The sequence below is a fragment of the Bradyrhizobium sp. 134 genome (assembly GCF_023074155.1).
Taxonomy (GTDB): Bacteria; Pseudomonadota; Alphaproteobacteria; order Rhizobiales; family Xanthobacteraceae; genus Bradyrhizobium.
This window is the reverse complement of the sequence record NZ_JADPKX010000034.1, coordinates 371,064-386,991: the sequence shown is the minus strand read 5'-3', so window position 1 is coordinate 386,991 and position 15,928 is coordinate 371,064. Positions and strand designations below refer to the sequence as shown.

Annotated in this window: 16 protein-coding genes; 5 read left to right on the top strand and 11 right to left on the bottom strand. The window is 64.3% G+C overall.

Translation table 11 applies throughout. The features are described 5' to 3' along the window. The first annotated feature begins 130 nt into the window (after positions 1-130). Together IVA75_RS11530 and IVA75_RS11525 are read left to right on the top strand one after the other, a co-directional pair. Positions 131-871 carry a sulfate transporter family protein gene (locus IVA75_RS11530; RefSeq protein WP_247285066.1) on the top strand — a complete coding sequence of 247 codons (741 nt, stop codon included), beginning with the start codon at positions 131-133 and terminating at the stop codon, positions 869-871. 229 nt (positions 872-1,100) lie between these two features. Beyond that, positions 1,101-1,895, top strand: a complete 795-nt coding sequence (locus IVA75_RS11525) for a phytanoyl-CoA dioxygenase family protein (RefSeq protein ID WP_247285065.1) — start codon at positions 1,101-1,103, stop codon at positions 1,893-1,895. Positions 1,896-1,944: 49 nt separating this feature from the next. Here IVA75_RS11525 and IVA75_RS11520 read toward each other — a convergent pair whose 3' ends face one another. Genes IVA75_RS11520 through nth form a run of 3 tightly spaced genes read right to left on the bottom strand, consistent with a single transcriptional unit; the run spans position 1,945 to position 5,483 of the window. Further along, a complete protein-coding gene (locus IVA75_RS11520) occupies positions 1,945-3,573 on the bottom strand; it encodes an MFS transporter (RefSeq protein WP_247285064.1) in 1,629 nt (542 codons plus the stop codon). After that, positions 3,560-4,696, bottom strand: coding sequence for an HlyD family secretion protein (locus IVA75_RS11515; RefSeq protein WP_247285063.1), 1,137 nt, complete (start codon positions 4,694-4,696; stop codon positions 3,560-3,562). The genes IVA75_RS11520 and IVA75_RS11515 overlap by 14 nt, the downstream gene beginning before the upstream one ends. Positions 4,697-4,730: 34 nt before the next feature. Next, positions 4,731-5,483 (bottom strand): endonuclease III, encoded by a 753-nt coding sequence (nth, locus tag IVA75_RS11510; protein ID WP_247285062.1) that lies wholly within the window; start codon positions 5,481-5,483, stop codon positions 4,731-4,733. A gap of 22 nt (positions 5,484-5,505) precedes the next feature. On the opposite strand from nth, the gene IVA75_RS11505 reads away from it, so the two are divergent. Both IVA75_RS11505 and IVA75_RS11500 read left to right on the top strand, forming a co-directional pair. Beyond that, positions 5,506-6,039 (top strand): DUF2244 domain-containing protein, encoded by a 534-nt coding sequence (locus IVA75_RS11505; protein ID WP_247285061.1) that lies wholly within the window; start codon positions 5,506-5,508, stop codon positions 6,037-6,039. Between the two features lie 56 nt (positions 6,040-6,095). After that, the gene (locus tag IVA75_RS11500; protein ID WP_027566209.1) at positions 6,096-6,992 is read left to right on the top strand and encodes a bifunctional helix-turn-helix domain-containing protein/methylated-DNA--[protein]-cysteine S-methyltransferase; all 897 of its coding nucleotides are present in this window, start codon (positions 6,096-6,098) and stop codon (positions 6,990-6,992) included. Between the two features lie 93 nt (positions 6,993-7,085). Here the strand turns inward: IVA75_RS11500 and IVA75_RS11495 are convergent, their stop codons facing one another. The 8 genes from IVA75_RS11495 to dnaK form a co-directional block, all read right to left on the bottom strand. Next, the gene (locus IVA75_RS11495; RefSeq protein ID WP_007598504.1) at positions 7,086-7,709 is read right to left on the bottom strand and encodes a 2,3-bisphosphoglycerate-dependent phosphoglycerate mutase; all 624 of its coding nucleotides are present in this window, start codon (positions 7,707-7,709) and stop codon (positions 7,086-7,088) included. Between the two features lie 76 nt (positions 7,710-7,785). Then, positions 7,786-8,601, bottom strand: a complete 816-nt coding sequence (gene dapB, locus IVA75_RS11490) for a 4-hydroxy-tetrahydrodipicolinate reductase (protein ID WP_247285060.1) — start codon at positions 8,599-8,601, stop codon at positions 7,786-7,788. 171 nt (positions 8,602-8,772) lie between these two features. Next, complete coding sequence (locus IVA75_RS11485; RefSeq protein WP_027566211.1) at positions 8,773-9,084, bottom strand: DUF1330 domain-containing protein; 312 nt, start codon at positions 9,082-9,084, stop codon at positions 8,773-8,775. Between the two features lie 23 nt (positions 9,085-9,107). Then, positions 9,108-9,818: an orotidine-5'-phosphate decarboxylase gene (gene pyrF, locus IVA75_RS11480; RefSeq protein ID WP_247285059.1), complete on the bottom strand. Its 711-nt coding sequence runs from the start codon at positions 9,816-9,818 to the stop codon at positions 9,108-9,110. 6 nt (positions 9,819-9,824) lie between these two features. Beyond that, entirely contained in the window at positions 9,825-10,403 is a 579-nt protein-coding gene (locus IVA75_RS11475; RefSeq protein ID WP_247285058.1) for an NAD(P)H-dependent oxidoreductase, read from the bottom strand. Between the two features lie 57 nt (positions 10,404-10,460). Further along, on the bottom strand, positions 10,461-11,060 hold the full coding sequence (locus tag IVA75_RS11470) for an rRNA adenine N-6-methyltransferase family protein (protein ID WP_007598495.1): 600 nt from the start codon (positions 11,058-11,060) through the stop codon (positions 10,461-10,463). 88 nt (positions 11,061-11,148) lie between these two features. Further along, positions 11,149-12,285 (bottom strand): molecular chaperone DnaJ, encoded by a 1,137-nt coding sequence (dnaJ, locus tag IVA75_RS11465; RefSeq protein WP_247285057.1) that lies wholly within the window; start codon positions 12,283-12,285, stop codon positions 11,149-11,151. A 260-nt stretch (positions 12,286-12,545) separates the two neighbouring features. Then, positions 12,546-14,447 carry a molecular chaperone DnaK gene (dnaK, locus tag IVA75_RS11460; protein WP_247285056.1) on the bottom strand — a complete coding sequence of 634 codons (1,902 nt, stop codon included), beginning with the start codon at positions 14,445-14,447 and terminating at the stop codon, positions 12,546-12,548. A 396-nt stretch (positions 14,448-14,843) separates the two neighbouring features. Here dnaK and IVA75_RS11455 point away from each other — a divergent pair, with 396 nt between their 5' ends. Then, positions 14,844-15,785 carry a hypothetical protein gene (locus tag IVA75_RS11455; RefSeq protein WP_027566216.1) on the top strand — a complete coding sequence of 314 codons (942 nt, stop codon included), beginning with the start codon at positions 14,844-14,846 and terminating at the stop codon, positions 15,783-15,785. The last annotated feature ends 143 nt before the right edge of the window (positions 15,786-15,928 follow it).

Sequence of the window (15,928 nt, the reverse complement as noted above, 5' to 3'; positions counted from 1 at the left end):
TCTTGCCGAATTCATCGTGGCTTCGTTGATGCGAGCGGTCAATCCGGCCGTAAGCGGCGCCGCCGATCTCCCTTGCCGAAGTGGCCCGGGGTGTCTACCTCTCGCGGGTGATTTCGTGAGAGGAACTCCCATGCTGGATGCCGCCGTCAAGGCGCTGTCGCAAATGATTTCGCCGCCGATGCGCTCGATCCTGTGGCGGTCGATCGGCGTCGCACTGGTGCTGATCATCGTGCTGGCGATCGGCTTGCAGCGGCTCCTGAGCTGGTTTGCGACCTATGGCGAGGCCTGGCTGGAGGGCCTGCTCGGTCCGGGCTGGCACGCATCGCTCGAGGTGCTGTCCTGGATCATTTCGATCGCCGCGGGCCTCGGCGTCGTGTTCGGGGCTGTGTTCCTGATGCCCGCGATTACCTCGGTGGTGGCGAGCCTGTTCGTGGACGACGTCGCCGACATCGTCGAGCGCGAGCACTATCCGGCCGAGCGGCCGGGCGTCGCGCTGCCGTTCAGCCAGGCGATCTACGAGGGTGTCAAGACCGCGCTGCTGACGATCCTGGTCTACCTGATCGCCTTGCCGCTGGTGCTTTTCGCGGGCGCCGGTTTCCTGGTCTTCTTCCTCGCCACCGCCTGGCTGCTCGGCCGCGAATATTTCGAACTCGCGGCGATGCGGTTTCGCTCGCCGGAAGAAGCCAAGGCGATGCGGCGCGACAATGCCGCGACCATCTTCACCGCGGGCCTGTTCATCGCAGCCTTCGTCTCAATCCCGATCGTGAACCTGGCGACGCCGATCTTCGCCATGGCCTTCATGGTCCACATGCACAAGCGGCTCTCAGGCCCGCGGCCCGAGCTGATCGAGCCGGCGCGGCAGATGCGCTAGGGCACAGGTCGGACGAGCAAACCTGGCGGCGCGATCATACGACGCGCCCTGGTCGGAACGTTCCGGTCCGCCGCATCTTGATTTTGCCCTTTGCCTCCGTATAGGTTCGCGGCATGATTTTCACGTCCACATTCCTCCCGCTGATCTGAGCGACCAAGTCGTTTCGGCGCACCGCGCCAATCAGATCACAACGGCTGCGCTGACGCGATGGCCGAACGGAGAATGTGCAATGCCCAAAACCGAGCGCGTCGGCGTGACCTCTTGTCAGGTCCGGGACTTCATCGACGACGGTTTCATCAAGATCGAGAACGCCTTCAGCACGCAGCTTGCGGAGCAATGCAGGGAGGAATTGTGGGCGGATATTGGTCTGTCGCCACATGAGCCCGAAAGCTGGACCCGGCCGGTCATTCGGGTGGGATCGAAGTCTTCGCCACCATTCATTGAAGCCGCCAACACGCCGATCCTGCACGAAGCCTATGACCAACTCGCGGGTGACCGTCGCTGGATCGTGCCCAAAGCGCTCGGGACTTTTCCGATCCGCTTTCCCTCACCGGAATCCCCGGGTGATGATGGCTGGCATGTAGACATGAGTTTTGGCTTCAGCAATCCGGACTTCATGCAGTGGCGCGTTAATGTGAGGAGCAGCGGACGCGCATTGCTGATGCTCTTCCTGTTCTCGGACGTAGGTCCTGATGATGCGCCAACGAAGATACGGAAAGGTTCGCACACCACCATCGCCCGGGAGCTGCTGCCCCATGGCGATGCAGGGGCGACGCTGGGGCAGATCTCTGCCAACGGTTACGCTTCTACGGAAGATTGCGAGGTTGAACTGGCACTTGGTGCGGCAGGTACCGTTTATCTGTGCCATCCATTCCTGGTTCACGCCGCGCAACCTCACCGGGGGAAGCGCCCGCGTTTCATGGCACAGCCACCGCTGCTGCCAACAGGCGAGTTCGACGCGGCGTTGCCACCCTCGCCGGTTCAGATCGCCATCCGTCAGGCTTGTGGGCTAACGACGCCATGATCAGACAGCATCGAGGACCACCGACCTTGGTTACGTCTGGATCCCGAACCTATGTCAGCGACAGCCCGCATTTGCGCAACAGCATCCTGGCGAAGCCGAACGGCGCTGGCGTGAACGGGCCGGGCGGCGCACGGGTGACCAAGGCGACGACGCCGAGCGCGGCCATCGCCACCCAGAAGCACAGCCAGAAGCCGTCGATATAGGCGAGCACATTGGCCTCGCGCTGAACCAAGCCCGCGAGCGTGCCGACCGCGCGGGCCTGGGCCGAACCCGCACCATGGGCCGCAAAATGGTCGGCGAGCTGTTTCAGCATGCGGACCACGTCGACGTCACCGACGCCGAGATTCTGGCCGAGATAGAAGGAATGGATCTGCTCGCGGACGCGCAGCCACGTCCCCATCAACGCCACGCCGATCTCGGCGCCGCCGAGCCGCATGATCTGGATATAGGCGGCAAACGAGGTGGCACGGCTCGGATCGGAGTTGGACAGCAGCGTGATGATCAGCGGCAGCAAGGTCAGCGATTGCCCGATGGCCTGGAGCAGCACGATGCCGGCGAAATCCTCGCGCGCCCAATCATGACTGAGCTGCGTGCCCCAGAGATTGGCGGCGGCGAAGCAGGCAAATCCCACGACCACCACCGTCCGCGTATCGAAATGCCGCAGCAGCCAGATCGAAAGCGGCACCAGCACGAACATCGGCAACGCGCCGTAGGTAAGCAGCAGCAAGCCGCTCTGCTCCGGCCTGAGCAGGGCGATGGTGGCGAGGAAATTCGGCACCAGCGACGCGTTGGAGAGGCTGGTCAGCGTATAGAGCAGGATCAGGACCAGCCCGAGACCGATATTGCGCGAGAACAGCACGTTGATATGCGCCCATGGCTGTCGCACCAGGGCCTCGTTGACGAGGAAGCCCGCGACCAGCACCGCGCCGGCAATGATCAACGCCATCACCGTTCCCGACCCCAACCAGTCCAGCCGGTTGCCCTGGTCGAGCCCAGCATAGATCATCGAGACGCCGGCGCCGAGCAGCAGCATGCCGCCCCAATCGGCCTCGCGCAGCAAAGCGCGATTCACCGGCTCGTTCGGCGTGCCCCAATAAACCATCAGGCCCATCAGGGGCGCGATCACGACGCTCTGCCAGTACAGCCATTGCCAGCCGAGATGGTCGAAATAGAAGCCGACCAGCGAGCTCGAGGTGTCCAGCGCGAAGCCGACGCGGATCGAATAGATCGAGATCGCCGGGAGCCACCAGCGGATCGGCAAATTGCGGAACACGATCATCAGCGTCGCAGGCACGAAGGTGCCCAGCAAGAGGCCATGCACGACGCTGAGCGCGAGCAATGTCGGATAATCGTGCACGAACGGGATGATCAGCGAGACCGCGGCATAGACGAGGCTGGGGATACCCAGCACGCGGCGCAGGCCGAATACGGTGGCAAGCCAGGCCACCGCGGGCGCGATGAAGATCTGCGAGCCGATGCCCGCCGTGGAGAGCCATGCGCCTTCGTCGAACGAAAGCGAGAACGCGCCGCGCAGGTCCGGCAAGCCAATCGTGGTCAGGCGGCTGTCGAAATTGGCGAGGAACGAGCCGAGCAGCACTGCCGCCACCGCAAACAGCGGCTGCGGGGCGACGCCGCCGCGCGAGAGCGGTCCGCGGCTGGAATCGTCATTTTCCGCCATTACCGGCCTTGGTGTCGATGCTGGTGACGACCGACATGCCCGGCACCAGCCGCGCCAGCAGCGGCTGGTTGTCGTCGAACTGGATGCGCACGGGAATGCGCTGCACGACTTTGGTGAAATTGCCTGTTGCGTTGTCCGGCGGCAGCAGCGCGACCTGCGCGCCGGTTGCGGGCGCAATGCGCTCCACCCGGCCGCGCAGCTTCTCACGCGGGAAACTATCGACGGTGATCTCGACCGGCTGGCCCGGTGCGACGTGGGTAAGCTGGGTCTCCTTGTAGTTCGCGATCACGTAGACCTTCGGCAACGGCACGACGTTGATAAGGTTGGTGCCGATGTTGACGTAGTCGCCGGGTTGGACTTGGCGCTCGCCGACGACGCCGTCGAACGGCGCCGATATCTTGGTGTAGCCGAGCTTGAGCTTCGCACTCGCCAGCGTCGCCTTGGTCGCTTCGAGATCGGCGGCACGCTGTTTCCTGGTGCCTTGCAGGACTTCGAGCTGGTGCTGCTGGGCCGCGATCACCGCGCGGCTCGCGCGCACGTCGGCCTGCGCCTTGGCGTAGCCTGCGACCGCCTGTTCGAACCGCTGCCGCGTACCGGATTCGGTCTGCGATAGGGACTGCTGACGCTCCTGCTCCTGCCGCGCCTCGACCTCCACGGCTTCGGCCGAGAGCCGCGCGGCTTGCGCCTGCGCGATCGTCGCATATTGCAGCTCGATCTGGTTGGTCAGATTGTCGAGCACGGCTTGCGCGGCGGCGACCGCCGCTTCGGATTGCGCGACTTGCGCCTGATAGTCGGCAGGATCGATCTGGATCAGGAGATCGCCGGCCTTGACGCGCTGGAAGTCGGTGACCCCGACGCTCAGCACTTCGCCGGAGACGCGACTGGCGAGCCGCGTCAGCTCGGCGCGCACATAGGCGTCGTTGGTGGTCTGGACCACCGAATTGCCGACCCATTCGTCGAAGCGCTGCGTTGCCAGCGCGACGAAGCCGAGCGCGACGATCACCGCGAACAGCGGAATCGCGAAACGGCTCCACAGCGAACTCGCCGGTCGCTGCGTTGACTTCGGTGTCGGCGCCGGTGTGGCAGCAGGTGTCGACGACGGGATTTGTTCCTGCTGACTCACGATAGACTCCAAACCACTTTCCCGAACGCCAGTCTCAGACCGTCTTTTCCGGCCACCTACAGAGATCGTTGATCAGGCATACCTCGCAGCGCGGCTTGCGCGCGAGGCAAGTATAGCGGCCATGCAGGATCAGCCAATGATGGGCATGCAGCATGAACTCGGCCGGGATCACCTTTTCGAGACCGAGCTCGACCTCCAGTGGAGTCTTGCCAAGCGCGAGACCGGTCCGGTTGGCGACGCGGAAGACATGCGTGTCGACCGCCATGGTGTGCTCGCCGAAGGCCATGTTGAGCACGACGTTGGCGGTCTTGCGCCCGGCACCCGGCAACGACTCGATGCCGGCGCGCGTGCGCGGCACCTCGCCGCCGAACTCGCTGAGCAGCTTCGCCGACAGCCCGATCACGTTCTTCGCCTTGGTGCGGTAGAGGCCGATGGTCTTGATGTACTCGCGCAGGCGTTCCTCGCCGAGGTCGAGCATCTTCTGCGGCGTGTCGGCGATCGCAAACAACGCACGCGTCGCCTTGTTGACCCCAGCATCGGTCGCCTGCGCCGACAGCACCACGGCGACCAGCAGCGTGAACGGATTGACGTGCTCGAGCTCGCCTTTCGGCTCCGGGTTGGCCTTCCGGAAACGGCTGAAGGCCTCGTGGACCTCGGGCGGCGTCCAGGGCTTCACGGCCTTAAGCGATTTCTTCGCGGGTCCCTTCGGTTTGGCCGCGACCGGCTTTGCCTTTTTCTTCGGCACGGACGTTTTACGCGGGACCGGCTTGCGGGTGATTTTCGCCATGATCGGGATATACTGAGGGACGATGACCACAGGCAACGAAATTGAGCGCGAACGATCCGGAAGCGAGGCCGAACCTCAGATCTTTTCCGCGCGCCTGACGCCGCACCGCTCGCTGAACCGCACCGGCTTCCTCGCCGTGATGCTGTTCCTGAGCGCCGTCAGCTTCGTCACCGGCCTCGTCTTCCTGATGATGGGCGCTTGGCCGGTGTTCGGCTTCTTCGGCCTCGATGTGCTGGTGATCTGGTGGGCCTTCAAAGCCAATTTCCGCGCGGCGCGGGCCAGCGAGGAGATCGTGGTCACACCATCTGAATTGCGCGTGCGGCGCGTCAGCCAGCACGGCCAGGTGGTCGAGTGGACCTTCAACCCGCTCTGGGTCCGTCTCGACATGGAAATCGACGAGGATTTTGGCATCGAGCACCTCTATCTGATCTCGCGAGGTCACCAGATCCAGATCGCCCGCTTCCTGGGACCGGACGAAAAGGCAAGTTTTTACAAAGGTTTGGTTGAGGCGTTAAATGCCGCCCGGCGGGGTCCGACCTACAATCCGATCGCCTGATTTGCGGATCGGAAATCGGGTGGTTTCGCACCCCGCCCTCTCCTACATTTCCAATCATGATGACACTCGCGATACATGACCAGCGCCTGGCCGGGCCGGGCACCCAGAACGCCGCGATGCGCGACTATGATTCCGTGCGCCGGGCGATCGCCTTCATCTCCGAAAACTGGCGCGCACAGCCGACCATCGAGGCGATGGCGGATGCGGCCGGCGTCACGCCGGACGAGCTGCACCATCTGTTCCGCCGCTGGGCCTCGATCACGCCGAAGGCTTTTATGCAGGCGCTCACGCTCGATCACGCCAAGGGCTTGCTCAGGGACTCCGCGAGCATCCTCGACGCCGCGCTTGATTCCGGTCTGTCGGGTCCGGGCCGGCTGCACGATCTCTTCGTCACCCATGAGGCGATGTCGCCGGGCGAATGGAAGAACGGCGGCGCGGGGCTCATCCTGCGCTACGGCTTCCATCACTCGCCGTTCGGCACCGCGATCGTGATCGCGACCGATCGCGGATTGTCGGGACTCGCCTTCGCCGATCCCGGTGAGGAACAGGTGGCGCTCGCCGACATGACGCGGCGATGGCGCAATGCAACCTATGTCGAGGATCACGAAGGCACCGCGCCCTTGGCGCAGCGCATCTTCGACACAAAACTGTGGCGGCCGGACCAGCCGCTGCGCGTGGTGATGATCGGCACCGATTTCGAGGTCCGGGTGTGGGAGACGTTGCTGAAGATCCCGATGGGCCGCGCGGTGTCCTATTCGGACATCGCCTGCAACATCAACAGCCCGAAAGCCTCACGCGCCGTCGGCGCTGCCGTCGGCAAGAACCCGGTGTCGTTCGTCGTGCCCTGTCATCGCGCGCTCGGCAAGAGCGGCACGCTCACCGGCTACCACTGGGGCATCACCCGCAAGCAAGCGATGCTGGGCTGGGAGGCCGGGCAGCTCGGGATGCAGTAATAGTTGCTACGCGTAAACTGCCCCACATCGTCGTCCTGGCGAAGGCCAGGACGACGCCCAGTGTTTGGCCGGCTCCGCCGCGCGCGAACGTCTTTAACCCGCAAGATCCAGCTTCGACGCCACCGTCGAATCCGCATTGAGGCGGTAGATGATCGGCACGCCGGTGGCGAGCTCGCGCTTCAAAATGCCTTCGGGCGAGAGCTTTTCCAGCACCATGATCAGCGCGCGCAGGGAGTTGCCGTGGGCGGCGACCAGCGTGCGCTTGCCGTTGAGCACGCCGGGCAGGATCTCCTGCACGTAATACGGCAGTGCGCGCGCGAGCGTGTCCTTCAGGCTTTCGCCGCCGGGCGGCGGCACGTCGTAAGAGCGGCGCCAGATCAGCACCTGGTCCTCGCCCCATTTCTTGCGGGCGTCGTCCTTGTTGAGGCCTGAAAGATCGCCATAGTCGCGCTCGTTCAGCGCAAGGTTCTTCGTCGTCGGCAGGCCCTTCTGATCGAGCTCGCCGAGAATGAGATCGAGCGTGTGCTGTGCGCGCGTCAACACCGAGGTGTAGGCAACGTCGAACACGAGGCCCTGCGCCTTCAGCTTGCGGCCGGCTTCCGAGGCTTCCTTCACGCCGAGTTCGGTGAGGTCAGGATCCTTCCAGCCCGTGAACAGGTTCTTCAGATTCCATTCGCTCTGGCCGTGCCGCACCAGCACGAGAAGACGTTCGCTCATTGACTGCTTTCCGTTTCGTTCGTTGGCTAAGCATGATCGTGTCGGAAAACCGCTTCACACTTTTCCGGATCATGCTTCAGATGTCAGACAGGCCGAGCACGTCGGCCATGGAGTAGTGCCCCGGCTTCTTGCCATGCGCCCAGAGCGCGGCCTTCAGCGCGCCATGGGCGAACAGCATGCGATCCTCCGCGTGATGCGACAGCGTCAGCCGCTCGAACGGGCCGAGGAAGCTCACGCTGTGATCGCCGGCCGCGGTGCCGCCGCGCAACGACGCAAAGCCGATATCGCCGGGCTTGCGCGCGCCGGTGATGCCGTCGCGGCCGCGATCTGCATGCTCGTCGAGCGCGATGCCGCGGCCGCTAGCTGCCGCCTGGCCCAACATCAGTGCCGTGCCCGAGGGCGCGTCGATCTTCATGCGGTGATGGGTTTCGATGATTTCGATATCGAAGCTCTCGTCGAGCGCCTTGGCGACGCGCTTGACCACGGCGGCGAGCAGATTGACACCCAGGCTCATATTGCCGGACTGCACCACGACGGCGCGGTTGGTGACGCTCTTGATCACGGCGTTGTCGGAGCCCGACAGGCCCGTCGTTCCGACCACGTGCACGAGGCCGCGCTCGGCGGCGATCGCGACATTGGCCAGCGTCGCCGCGGGCACGGTGAAATCCAGAATGCCGTCGGCGTCCTTCGACAACGCCCAGAGATCGCCGGAGAGTTTGATGCCGTTGGCCGGCAGGCCTGCGAGCACGCCGGCATCCTTGCCGAGCAGCTCCGAGCCCGGTGCCTCCAGCGCGCCGGCCAGCACCGCGCCTTTGCTTTCGGCAATCGCCCGCGTCAGCGCCCGGCCCATCCGGCCGCCGGCTCCAGCAACAATCAAGCGCATGTCGGACATGGTGCGATCCTCTCACGGTCGTTGTAGCGGGGGGAGGCAGTTCCGGCAACCGAGGGGCAAACGCCACCGTCATGCCCGGGCTTGTCCCGGGCATCCACGAACGGCCACGCATATGGGACCGAAGACGTGGATGGCCGGGTCAGGCCCGGCCATGACGGAGCTGAGCGCGCCTCAGCCGTCTGACGGCTGCGGGCCGTCATAGCCCTCGATGATGATGAGGTCGGCGACGGAGTGCGGCTGGCGCACCTTGATGTTGGCTTGGTATTCCGGCGAGTTGTAGCAGGCGATCGCGGTCTCGTAGTCCGGGAATTCGATCACGACGTTGCGGGTGCGGCTGGCACCTTCGACGGTGGTGAACTTGCCGGCGCGAACGACGAAGCGGCCACCCCATTTCTTGAAGATCGGACCATTGGCGACGGCATAGGGCTTGTAGCCCTCGTCACTGCTCACGTCGACGCGTCCGATCCAGTAGCCTTTTGCCATTGTTCTTCTCCCTGTGTTGTTGGTTAGCCGAGTGCCTCGGCGATCTCGCTCTGGATCGCCTCGGCAATCGCCTTGGGGTCCGTGGCTTCCACCACCGGCCGACCGACGACGAGGTGGTCCGCGCCGGCCGCAATCGCGCGGCCCGGCGTCATGATGCGTTTCTGGTCGCCGCTCGCCGCGCCGGCCGGCCGGATGCCGGGGGTGACGAGGCTCATCTGGTGGCCGACGATCTTGCGCAAGGCTCCGACTTCCTCGGGCGACGATACCAGCCCGTCGATGCCGAGCACCTGCGCCTGCTGCGCGCGCGCTTCGACGAGCTCGGAGACGCCGAGCCGGAAGCCTGCCGCGTGCAGATCGTCCTCGTTGTAGGACGTCAGAACAGTGACGGCGAGGATCTTCAGGTTCGAGCTGCCGCGACCTTCGACGGCACCCTTCATGGTCTGCGGATAAGCGTGGACCGTGAGGAAGGTCGCGCCGAGCCTGGTGATGCTGTCGACGCCCTGCGCCACGGTGTTGCCGATGTCGTGCAGCTTGAGATCGAGAAAGACTTTCTTGCCCTTGTCGGCGAGCTTGCCGACCAGCGGCAAGCCGCCGGCATAAGCCAGCCGATAGCCGATCTTGTAGAAGGTGACGCTGTCGCCGAGCCGGTTGACCATCGCTTCCGCGGCATCAACGCCGGGCAGATCGAGCGCGACGATCAGGCGGTCTTTCGGGGCAATCTCGGCTGGCGTCATGTCACCTCACATCATGCGTTGGGAAATGTCGATCAACTGCCGCACCAGGTCTTTCAACGCGGCGATATCGCCCTCGTGCTTCAGCCTGTCCATATCGTCATAGGCCTGGTCGGCAAAGGCGAGCGTGAGCTGGCTGGCAATCACATTGGCGTGGCAGGAAGTCAGGATCAGCCGCAGCGCCTGCAGCGCGCGAGCCGCGCCAAGCCGGCTCTGCGAGGCGCCGGCGAGTGCGAAGACACGGTTGCGGAACACCTCGCCACGCGGCTCGTGCAGCTCATGCACGCGGCTGACCCAGTCGATCGCGTTCTTCAGCAGCGGCGGCACCGAGGCATTGTATTCGGGCGAGACGATCAGCACGCCATGATGCGCGCCGATCATGCGCTTGAGATTGATCGCGTGCTTGGGCACACCCGACTTGGCCTGCAGATCGCCGTCATAGATCGGCAGCGGAAAATCGGCGAGCGAGATGCGGGTGACGTCGACGCCGGCCTGGTCGAATGCATAGGCGGCGACCGCTGCCAGCTTCGCATTATGCGAGCCGGTGCGCAGTGAGCCGGGAATGATCAGGATTTTCGGTGCGGACATCCGCTTCCATGCGTTCGGCGAAACGAGCCCGCCACGCAAACAGGAATGCCGGCGGAATTAGTCCTTGCGATACACCCAGACGCGGGCCGGCGGAAGGTTCATCCAGATCCGTTCCGAGGCCTCTGTGGACACGCCGGGCAGCGATTTCGGAATCGGCGGCACCACCGCATAGGTGAACTGGACGAAGGGCGCACCGGGCGCCAGCGCCGTGAAGGCGTCGCGAATGAGCCGCAGCCGCGTCAGCATCGGTTTTGTGACCAGCGGCAGGCCAGAGACGACCGCGGAGGCCGGCGCGCTCAGCACGTTCCAGAGCGTGTCGCGCAGGCGATAGGCATCACCCTGCACCACCTTGGCCTGCGGATAGCGGTCGCGCAGCAGGGCGCAGAAGCCTGGATTGTATTCGACGAGGACGAGGCGCTTCTGGTCGACGCCGCGCTCGACCAGGGCCGAGGTGATGGCGCCGGTGCCGGGCCCGAGCTCGACCACCGGTGCGTCCGAATTGACGTCGACGTAGTGGGCCATGGTCCGGGCCAGCAGCTTGCCCGACGGCATCACCGCGCCCATGTGGAGGGGCTTTTCAATCCATGACCGGAGAAAACGCACCTCGTCATCGAGACGGGGCTTCTTCAACGCACGCGCGGACGATGGCAATGGCATGTCGGGACCGGCCGGGACCGCGTGACCGCGGCGTGTCAGAAAATGGTCATAAAGACGTATAGGCCGAAGGCGGCACGGTCAAGACGCGTCAACTCGCGTGATTACCGAAGAAATCCTTGACCTTGGTGAAGAAACCCTCGGATTCCGGCTGGGTGTTGCCGGAGGAGAGTTTTTCGAACTCGGCCAGCAATTCCTGCTGCTTCTTGGTGAGATTTTGCGGGGTCTCGACCACGACCTGAACATACATGTCGCCCATCTGGCGCGAGCGCAGCACCGGCATGCCTTTTGATGCGATGCGGAATCGGCGGCTGGACTGGGTCCCCGCGGGGACCTTCACCTTGGTCTTGCCCTTCTCGATGGTCGGCACCTCGAATTCGCCGCCAAGCGCCGCCGTCACCATCGAGATCGGCACACGACAATGCAGATCGGCGCCGTCGCGTTGGAAGAACTGGTGCTGGGCCAGCGACAGGAAGATGTAGAGGTCGCCGGGCGGGCCGCCGCGGACCCCGGCCTCGCCCTCTCCGGCGAGCCTGATCCTGGTACCATCCTCGACTCCAGGGGGAATGTTGACCGACAGATTCCGCTCGCGGGTGACACGCCCCTGACCCGAGCAGGACGGGCAGGCGTCTTCGATCATCTGGCCGCGCCCCTGGCAGCCCGGGCAGGTGCGCTCCAGCGTGAAGAAGCCCTGCGACTGCCGTACGCGTCCGGCGCCGCCGCAGGTCGAGCAGGTCTTCGGCTTGGTGCCGGCCTTGGCCCCGATGCCCGAGCAGGCTTCGCAGGTGACCGAGACCGGGATCTCGATCTGCGCGGTCTTGCCGCCAAAAGCTTCCTCGAGCGTGATTTCCATGTTGTAGCGCAAGTCGGCGCCGCGCTCGCGGCCGCCACGGCCGCCGCGCTGTCCGGCCATGCCGAACAAATCTTCGAAAATGTCGGAAAAGGAGGAGGCGAAGCCCGCGCCGAAACCGGGGCCGCCACCGCCGCCGCCCTGCTCGAAGGCGGCATGACCGAAACGGTCATAGGCGGCGCGCTTGTCCCTGTCTTTCAGGACCTCGTAGGCTTCGTTGATTTCCTTGAATTTGACTTCGCTGGTGTCGTCCCCGGGATTGCGGTCGGGGTGAAACTTCATCGCCAGCTTGCGGAACGACGATTTCAGGACGGAATCGTCGGCATCGCGTTCGACTTCGAGGGTTTCGTAATAGCAGCGCTTGGTGGACGTGGACATGATGAGCTCAGTCTATCCGATCGCGATTCAAGTCGGAGCGAAGCAACGTCGCCATGCAACGATATAGGCAGCCTTCCGCCTCGCGGCAGAGGATTGCACGGCAGCATTCAGAATAACGGCTGGGAATTGATCGATCGTAACGGGGCCGATTTTCACAGAGCCTTGCCCCGTCGAGCCCGACACGATGGCCTCCCCCGCGAGGGAGGAGGCCGTTGGCGCGTGTGGGGTCCAAGCCGTCCGCATCATCACCCTCGCGGGGTTCAGGCGGACTTCTTGTTGTTCTTGTCGTCGTCGACTTCGGTGAACTCCGCGTCGACGACGTCGTCCTTGGCCGCATCCTTCTTGGCGTCGGCCTCGGCCTGCTGCTTGTACATGGCCTCGCCGAGCTTCATCGACGCCTGGGCCAGCGTTTGGGTCTTGGCCTTAATGGATTCGGCATCGTCGCCCTTCAGCGCTTCCTTGAGGTCGCTGACCGCATCCTCAATCGCGCGGCGCTCGGTCTCTGCGACCTTCGAACCGTGCTCGGCCAGCGCCTTCTCAGTCGAATGCACCAGTCCATCCGCGTCGTTCTTGGCAGTCACGGCCTCGCGGCGCTTCTTGTCCGCCTCGGCATTGGCCTCGGCGTCCTTGACCATCTTCTCGATGTCGGCTTCCGACAGACCGCCGGAGGCCTGGATGCGGATCTGCTGCTCCTTGGACGTGGCCTTGTCCTTGGCCGAGACGTTGACGATGCCGTTGGCGTCGATGTCGAAGGTCACCTCGATCTGCGGCATGCCGCGCGGGGCCGGCGGAATGCCCATCAGGTCGAACTGACCGAGCATCTTGTTGTCGGCCGCCATTTCACGCTCGCCCTGGAAGACGCGGATGGTGACCGCGTTCTGGCTGTCCTCGGCGGTCGAGAACACCTGGCTCTTCTTGGTCGGGATCGTAGTGTTGCGGTCGATGATGCGGGTGAACACGCCGCCCAGCGTCTCGATGCCCAGCGACAGCGGAGTCACGTCGAGCAGCAGCACGTCCTTGACGTCGCCCTGAAGCACGCCGGCCTGGATCGCGGCGCCGATCGCCACGACTTCGTCCGGGTTGACGCCCTTGTGCGGCTCCTTGCCGAACAGCTGCTTCACGACTTCCTGGACCTTCGGCATGCGCGACATGCCGCCGACCAGCACCACTTCGCCAATCTCGGCGGCGGTGAGGCCGGCATCCTTCAGCGCCTTGCGGCAGGGCTCGACGGTCTTCTGGACGAGGTCATCGACCAGCGCCTCGAACTTGGCGCGGGTGAGCTTCATCGTCAGATGCTTCGGGCCGGTCTGGTCCGCGGTGATGAAGGGGAGGTTGATCTCGGTCTGCGTCGTCGACGACAGCTCAATCTTGGCCTTTTCAGCAGCTTCCTTCAGGCGCTGCAACGCGAGCTTGTCGTTGCGCAGGTTGATGCCCTGCTCCTTCTGGAATTCGTCGGCCAGATAGCCGACCAGGCGCATGTCGAAGTCTTCGCCGCCGAGGAAGGTGTCGCCGTTGGTCGACTTCACCTCGAACACGCCGTCGCCGATTTCGAGAATCGAGATATCGAACGTGCCGCCGCCGAGATCGTACACGGCGATCGTGCCGGTCTTGGTCTTGTCGAGGCCATAGGCGAGCGCGGCCGCGGTCGGCTCGTTGATGATGCGCAGCACTTCAAGGCCCGCGATCTTGCCGGCGTCCTTGGTCGCCTGGCGCTGGGCGTCGTTGAAGTAGGCGGGCACGGTGATGACGGCCTGGTCGACCTTCTGGCCCAGATGGGCTTCCGCGGTCTCCTTCATCTTCTGCAAGATGAACGCCGAGACCTGCGAGGGCGAGTAGGTCTGGCCGTCGGCCTCGACCCAGGCGTCGCCGTTGGAAGCCTTCACGATCTTGTACGGAACGAGCTTCTTGTCCTTCTCGACCATCGGGTCGTCGTAGCGGCGGCCGATCAGGCGCTTCACTGCGAAGAACGTACGCTCTGGATTGGTGACGGCCTGGCGCTTGGCAGGCTGGCCGACGAGGCGCTCACCGTCGTCCGTCACGGCGACGATCGAAGGCGTCGTGCGCATGCCTTCGGAATTCTCGATGACTTTGGCGTTCTTGCCATCCATTACGGCGACGCACGAATTCGTGGTGCCGAGGTCGATCCCGATGACCTTTCCCATGGTCCTGTATCCTTGTTTTTGCGGCAGGTTGGCTGGGCCCAGAAGGCACCCGAACCGAAACCCCCTAAGATCAAACATTCGCGATATTGCGATGGTTGACGCTCATATAGGAGGGGGGGAGGGGCCCGCAAGGACCGAACGCAAGTTTCGGCCGTGAAAACATTGGGTTTTGGAAGATCATATCCGGGCTGAACCCGCCTTGCGGGTGAGGAATTATTAACAGGTCCCGCGATCGGCCGGCATCCGCTACCGCGTTCCGCCCTGCCCTGTTGCGGCAAGACCAAACCCGCTAAAAGGCGGGCGGCCGAGCGGGCTCGTCATCGGGTTGGGTCGCGCGACAAAGCGGCCCGGTGGCCGACCATCGAACGGCCTCAATGTGAACCAATCAGAGTGCCCATGAAGCTGATCCGCCCCCTTGCTGCGCTCGCCCTCCTCGTTGCCTCTGCGCTTCCGGCTCTGGCTGCCGACGCCGTTTTCCCACCCGGCTTGCGCCTCGGCATGGTGCCATTGGTCGGTCTCAACACGGCCAAGACCTTTCCCGGCTTCGAGAGCGAGGACGGCAACGTCAAGGTGCTGATCACAGAACTGCCGCCGGCGGCCTATGGCGAGGTCGTGAGCGCCTTCAACTCCAATCCAGCCGGAGCCAACGGCGTCAAGCAGGACAAGATCGAGACGCCCGCGGGTCTTGCCTATTTCACGACCGAGAGCGGCAAGGCCGGCGAGACCCCGGTGCGGCGCTATTCGATGATCGTGCCGGGCGCCGGCTTCTCCGGCTATGTCGCGGTGCAGATCCCGGAGAATGCGATCAAGATCTACACCGACGAGGCGGTGCGGCAGATGTTTGCGAGCGTCGTCACTCGCAAGCAGGTCTCGGCCGAAGAGCAGATCGCGCTGATGCCGTTCAAGATCACCGATCTCGCCGACTTCAAAGACGTTCGCACGCTGGCGCCGGGCTCGAGCATCATCCTGGCCGACGGCGACGAGAGCTCCGGCTATGAATCGAAGCCGTTCATCATCCTCGGCGTGATTGGCGCCACCCCGCAAGCCGCCGACGACCGCGCCCGCTTCGCCCAGGAGGCGGCGCTCCAGATTCCCGGCGTGCGCGAGTCGCGCGTCACCATGTCCGAGCCGATCCGCATCAGCGGCCAGCAGGGTTTCGAGACCCGGATCGACGGCGTCAGCGGCAAGGACAAGACGCCGGTGACTGTGGTGCAGTGGATCCGCTTCAGCAGCGGCGGCGCCTCGCTGCGCATCATCGCCAGCGCCCCGCGCGAGCAATGGCCGGCCGCCTTCACCCGCTTCCGCGCGGTCCGCGACGGCATCCAGCCGAAGGGCTAGCCCGACACTCATCGTCGTCCCGGCGAAGGTATCCGGTCAGCAGCCCAACGACTCACCAAAGCCGGCTGCATTTTCGGGCTTCTGTTCGCATACGAACGGAACTAGGCTCCCCTTCCGTTGAGTTCATCCTGGTGGGAGGCGAA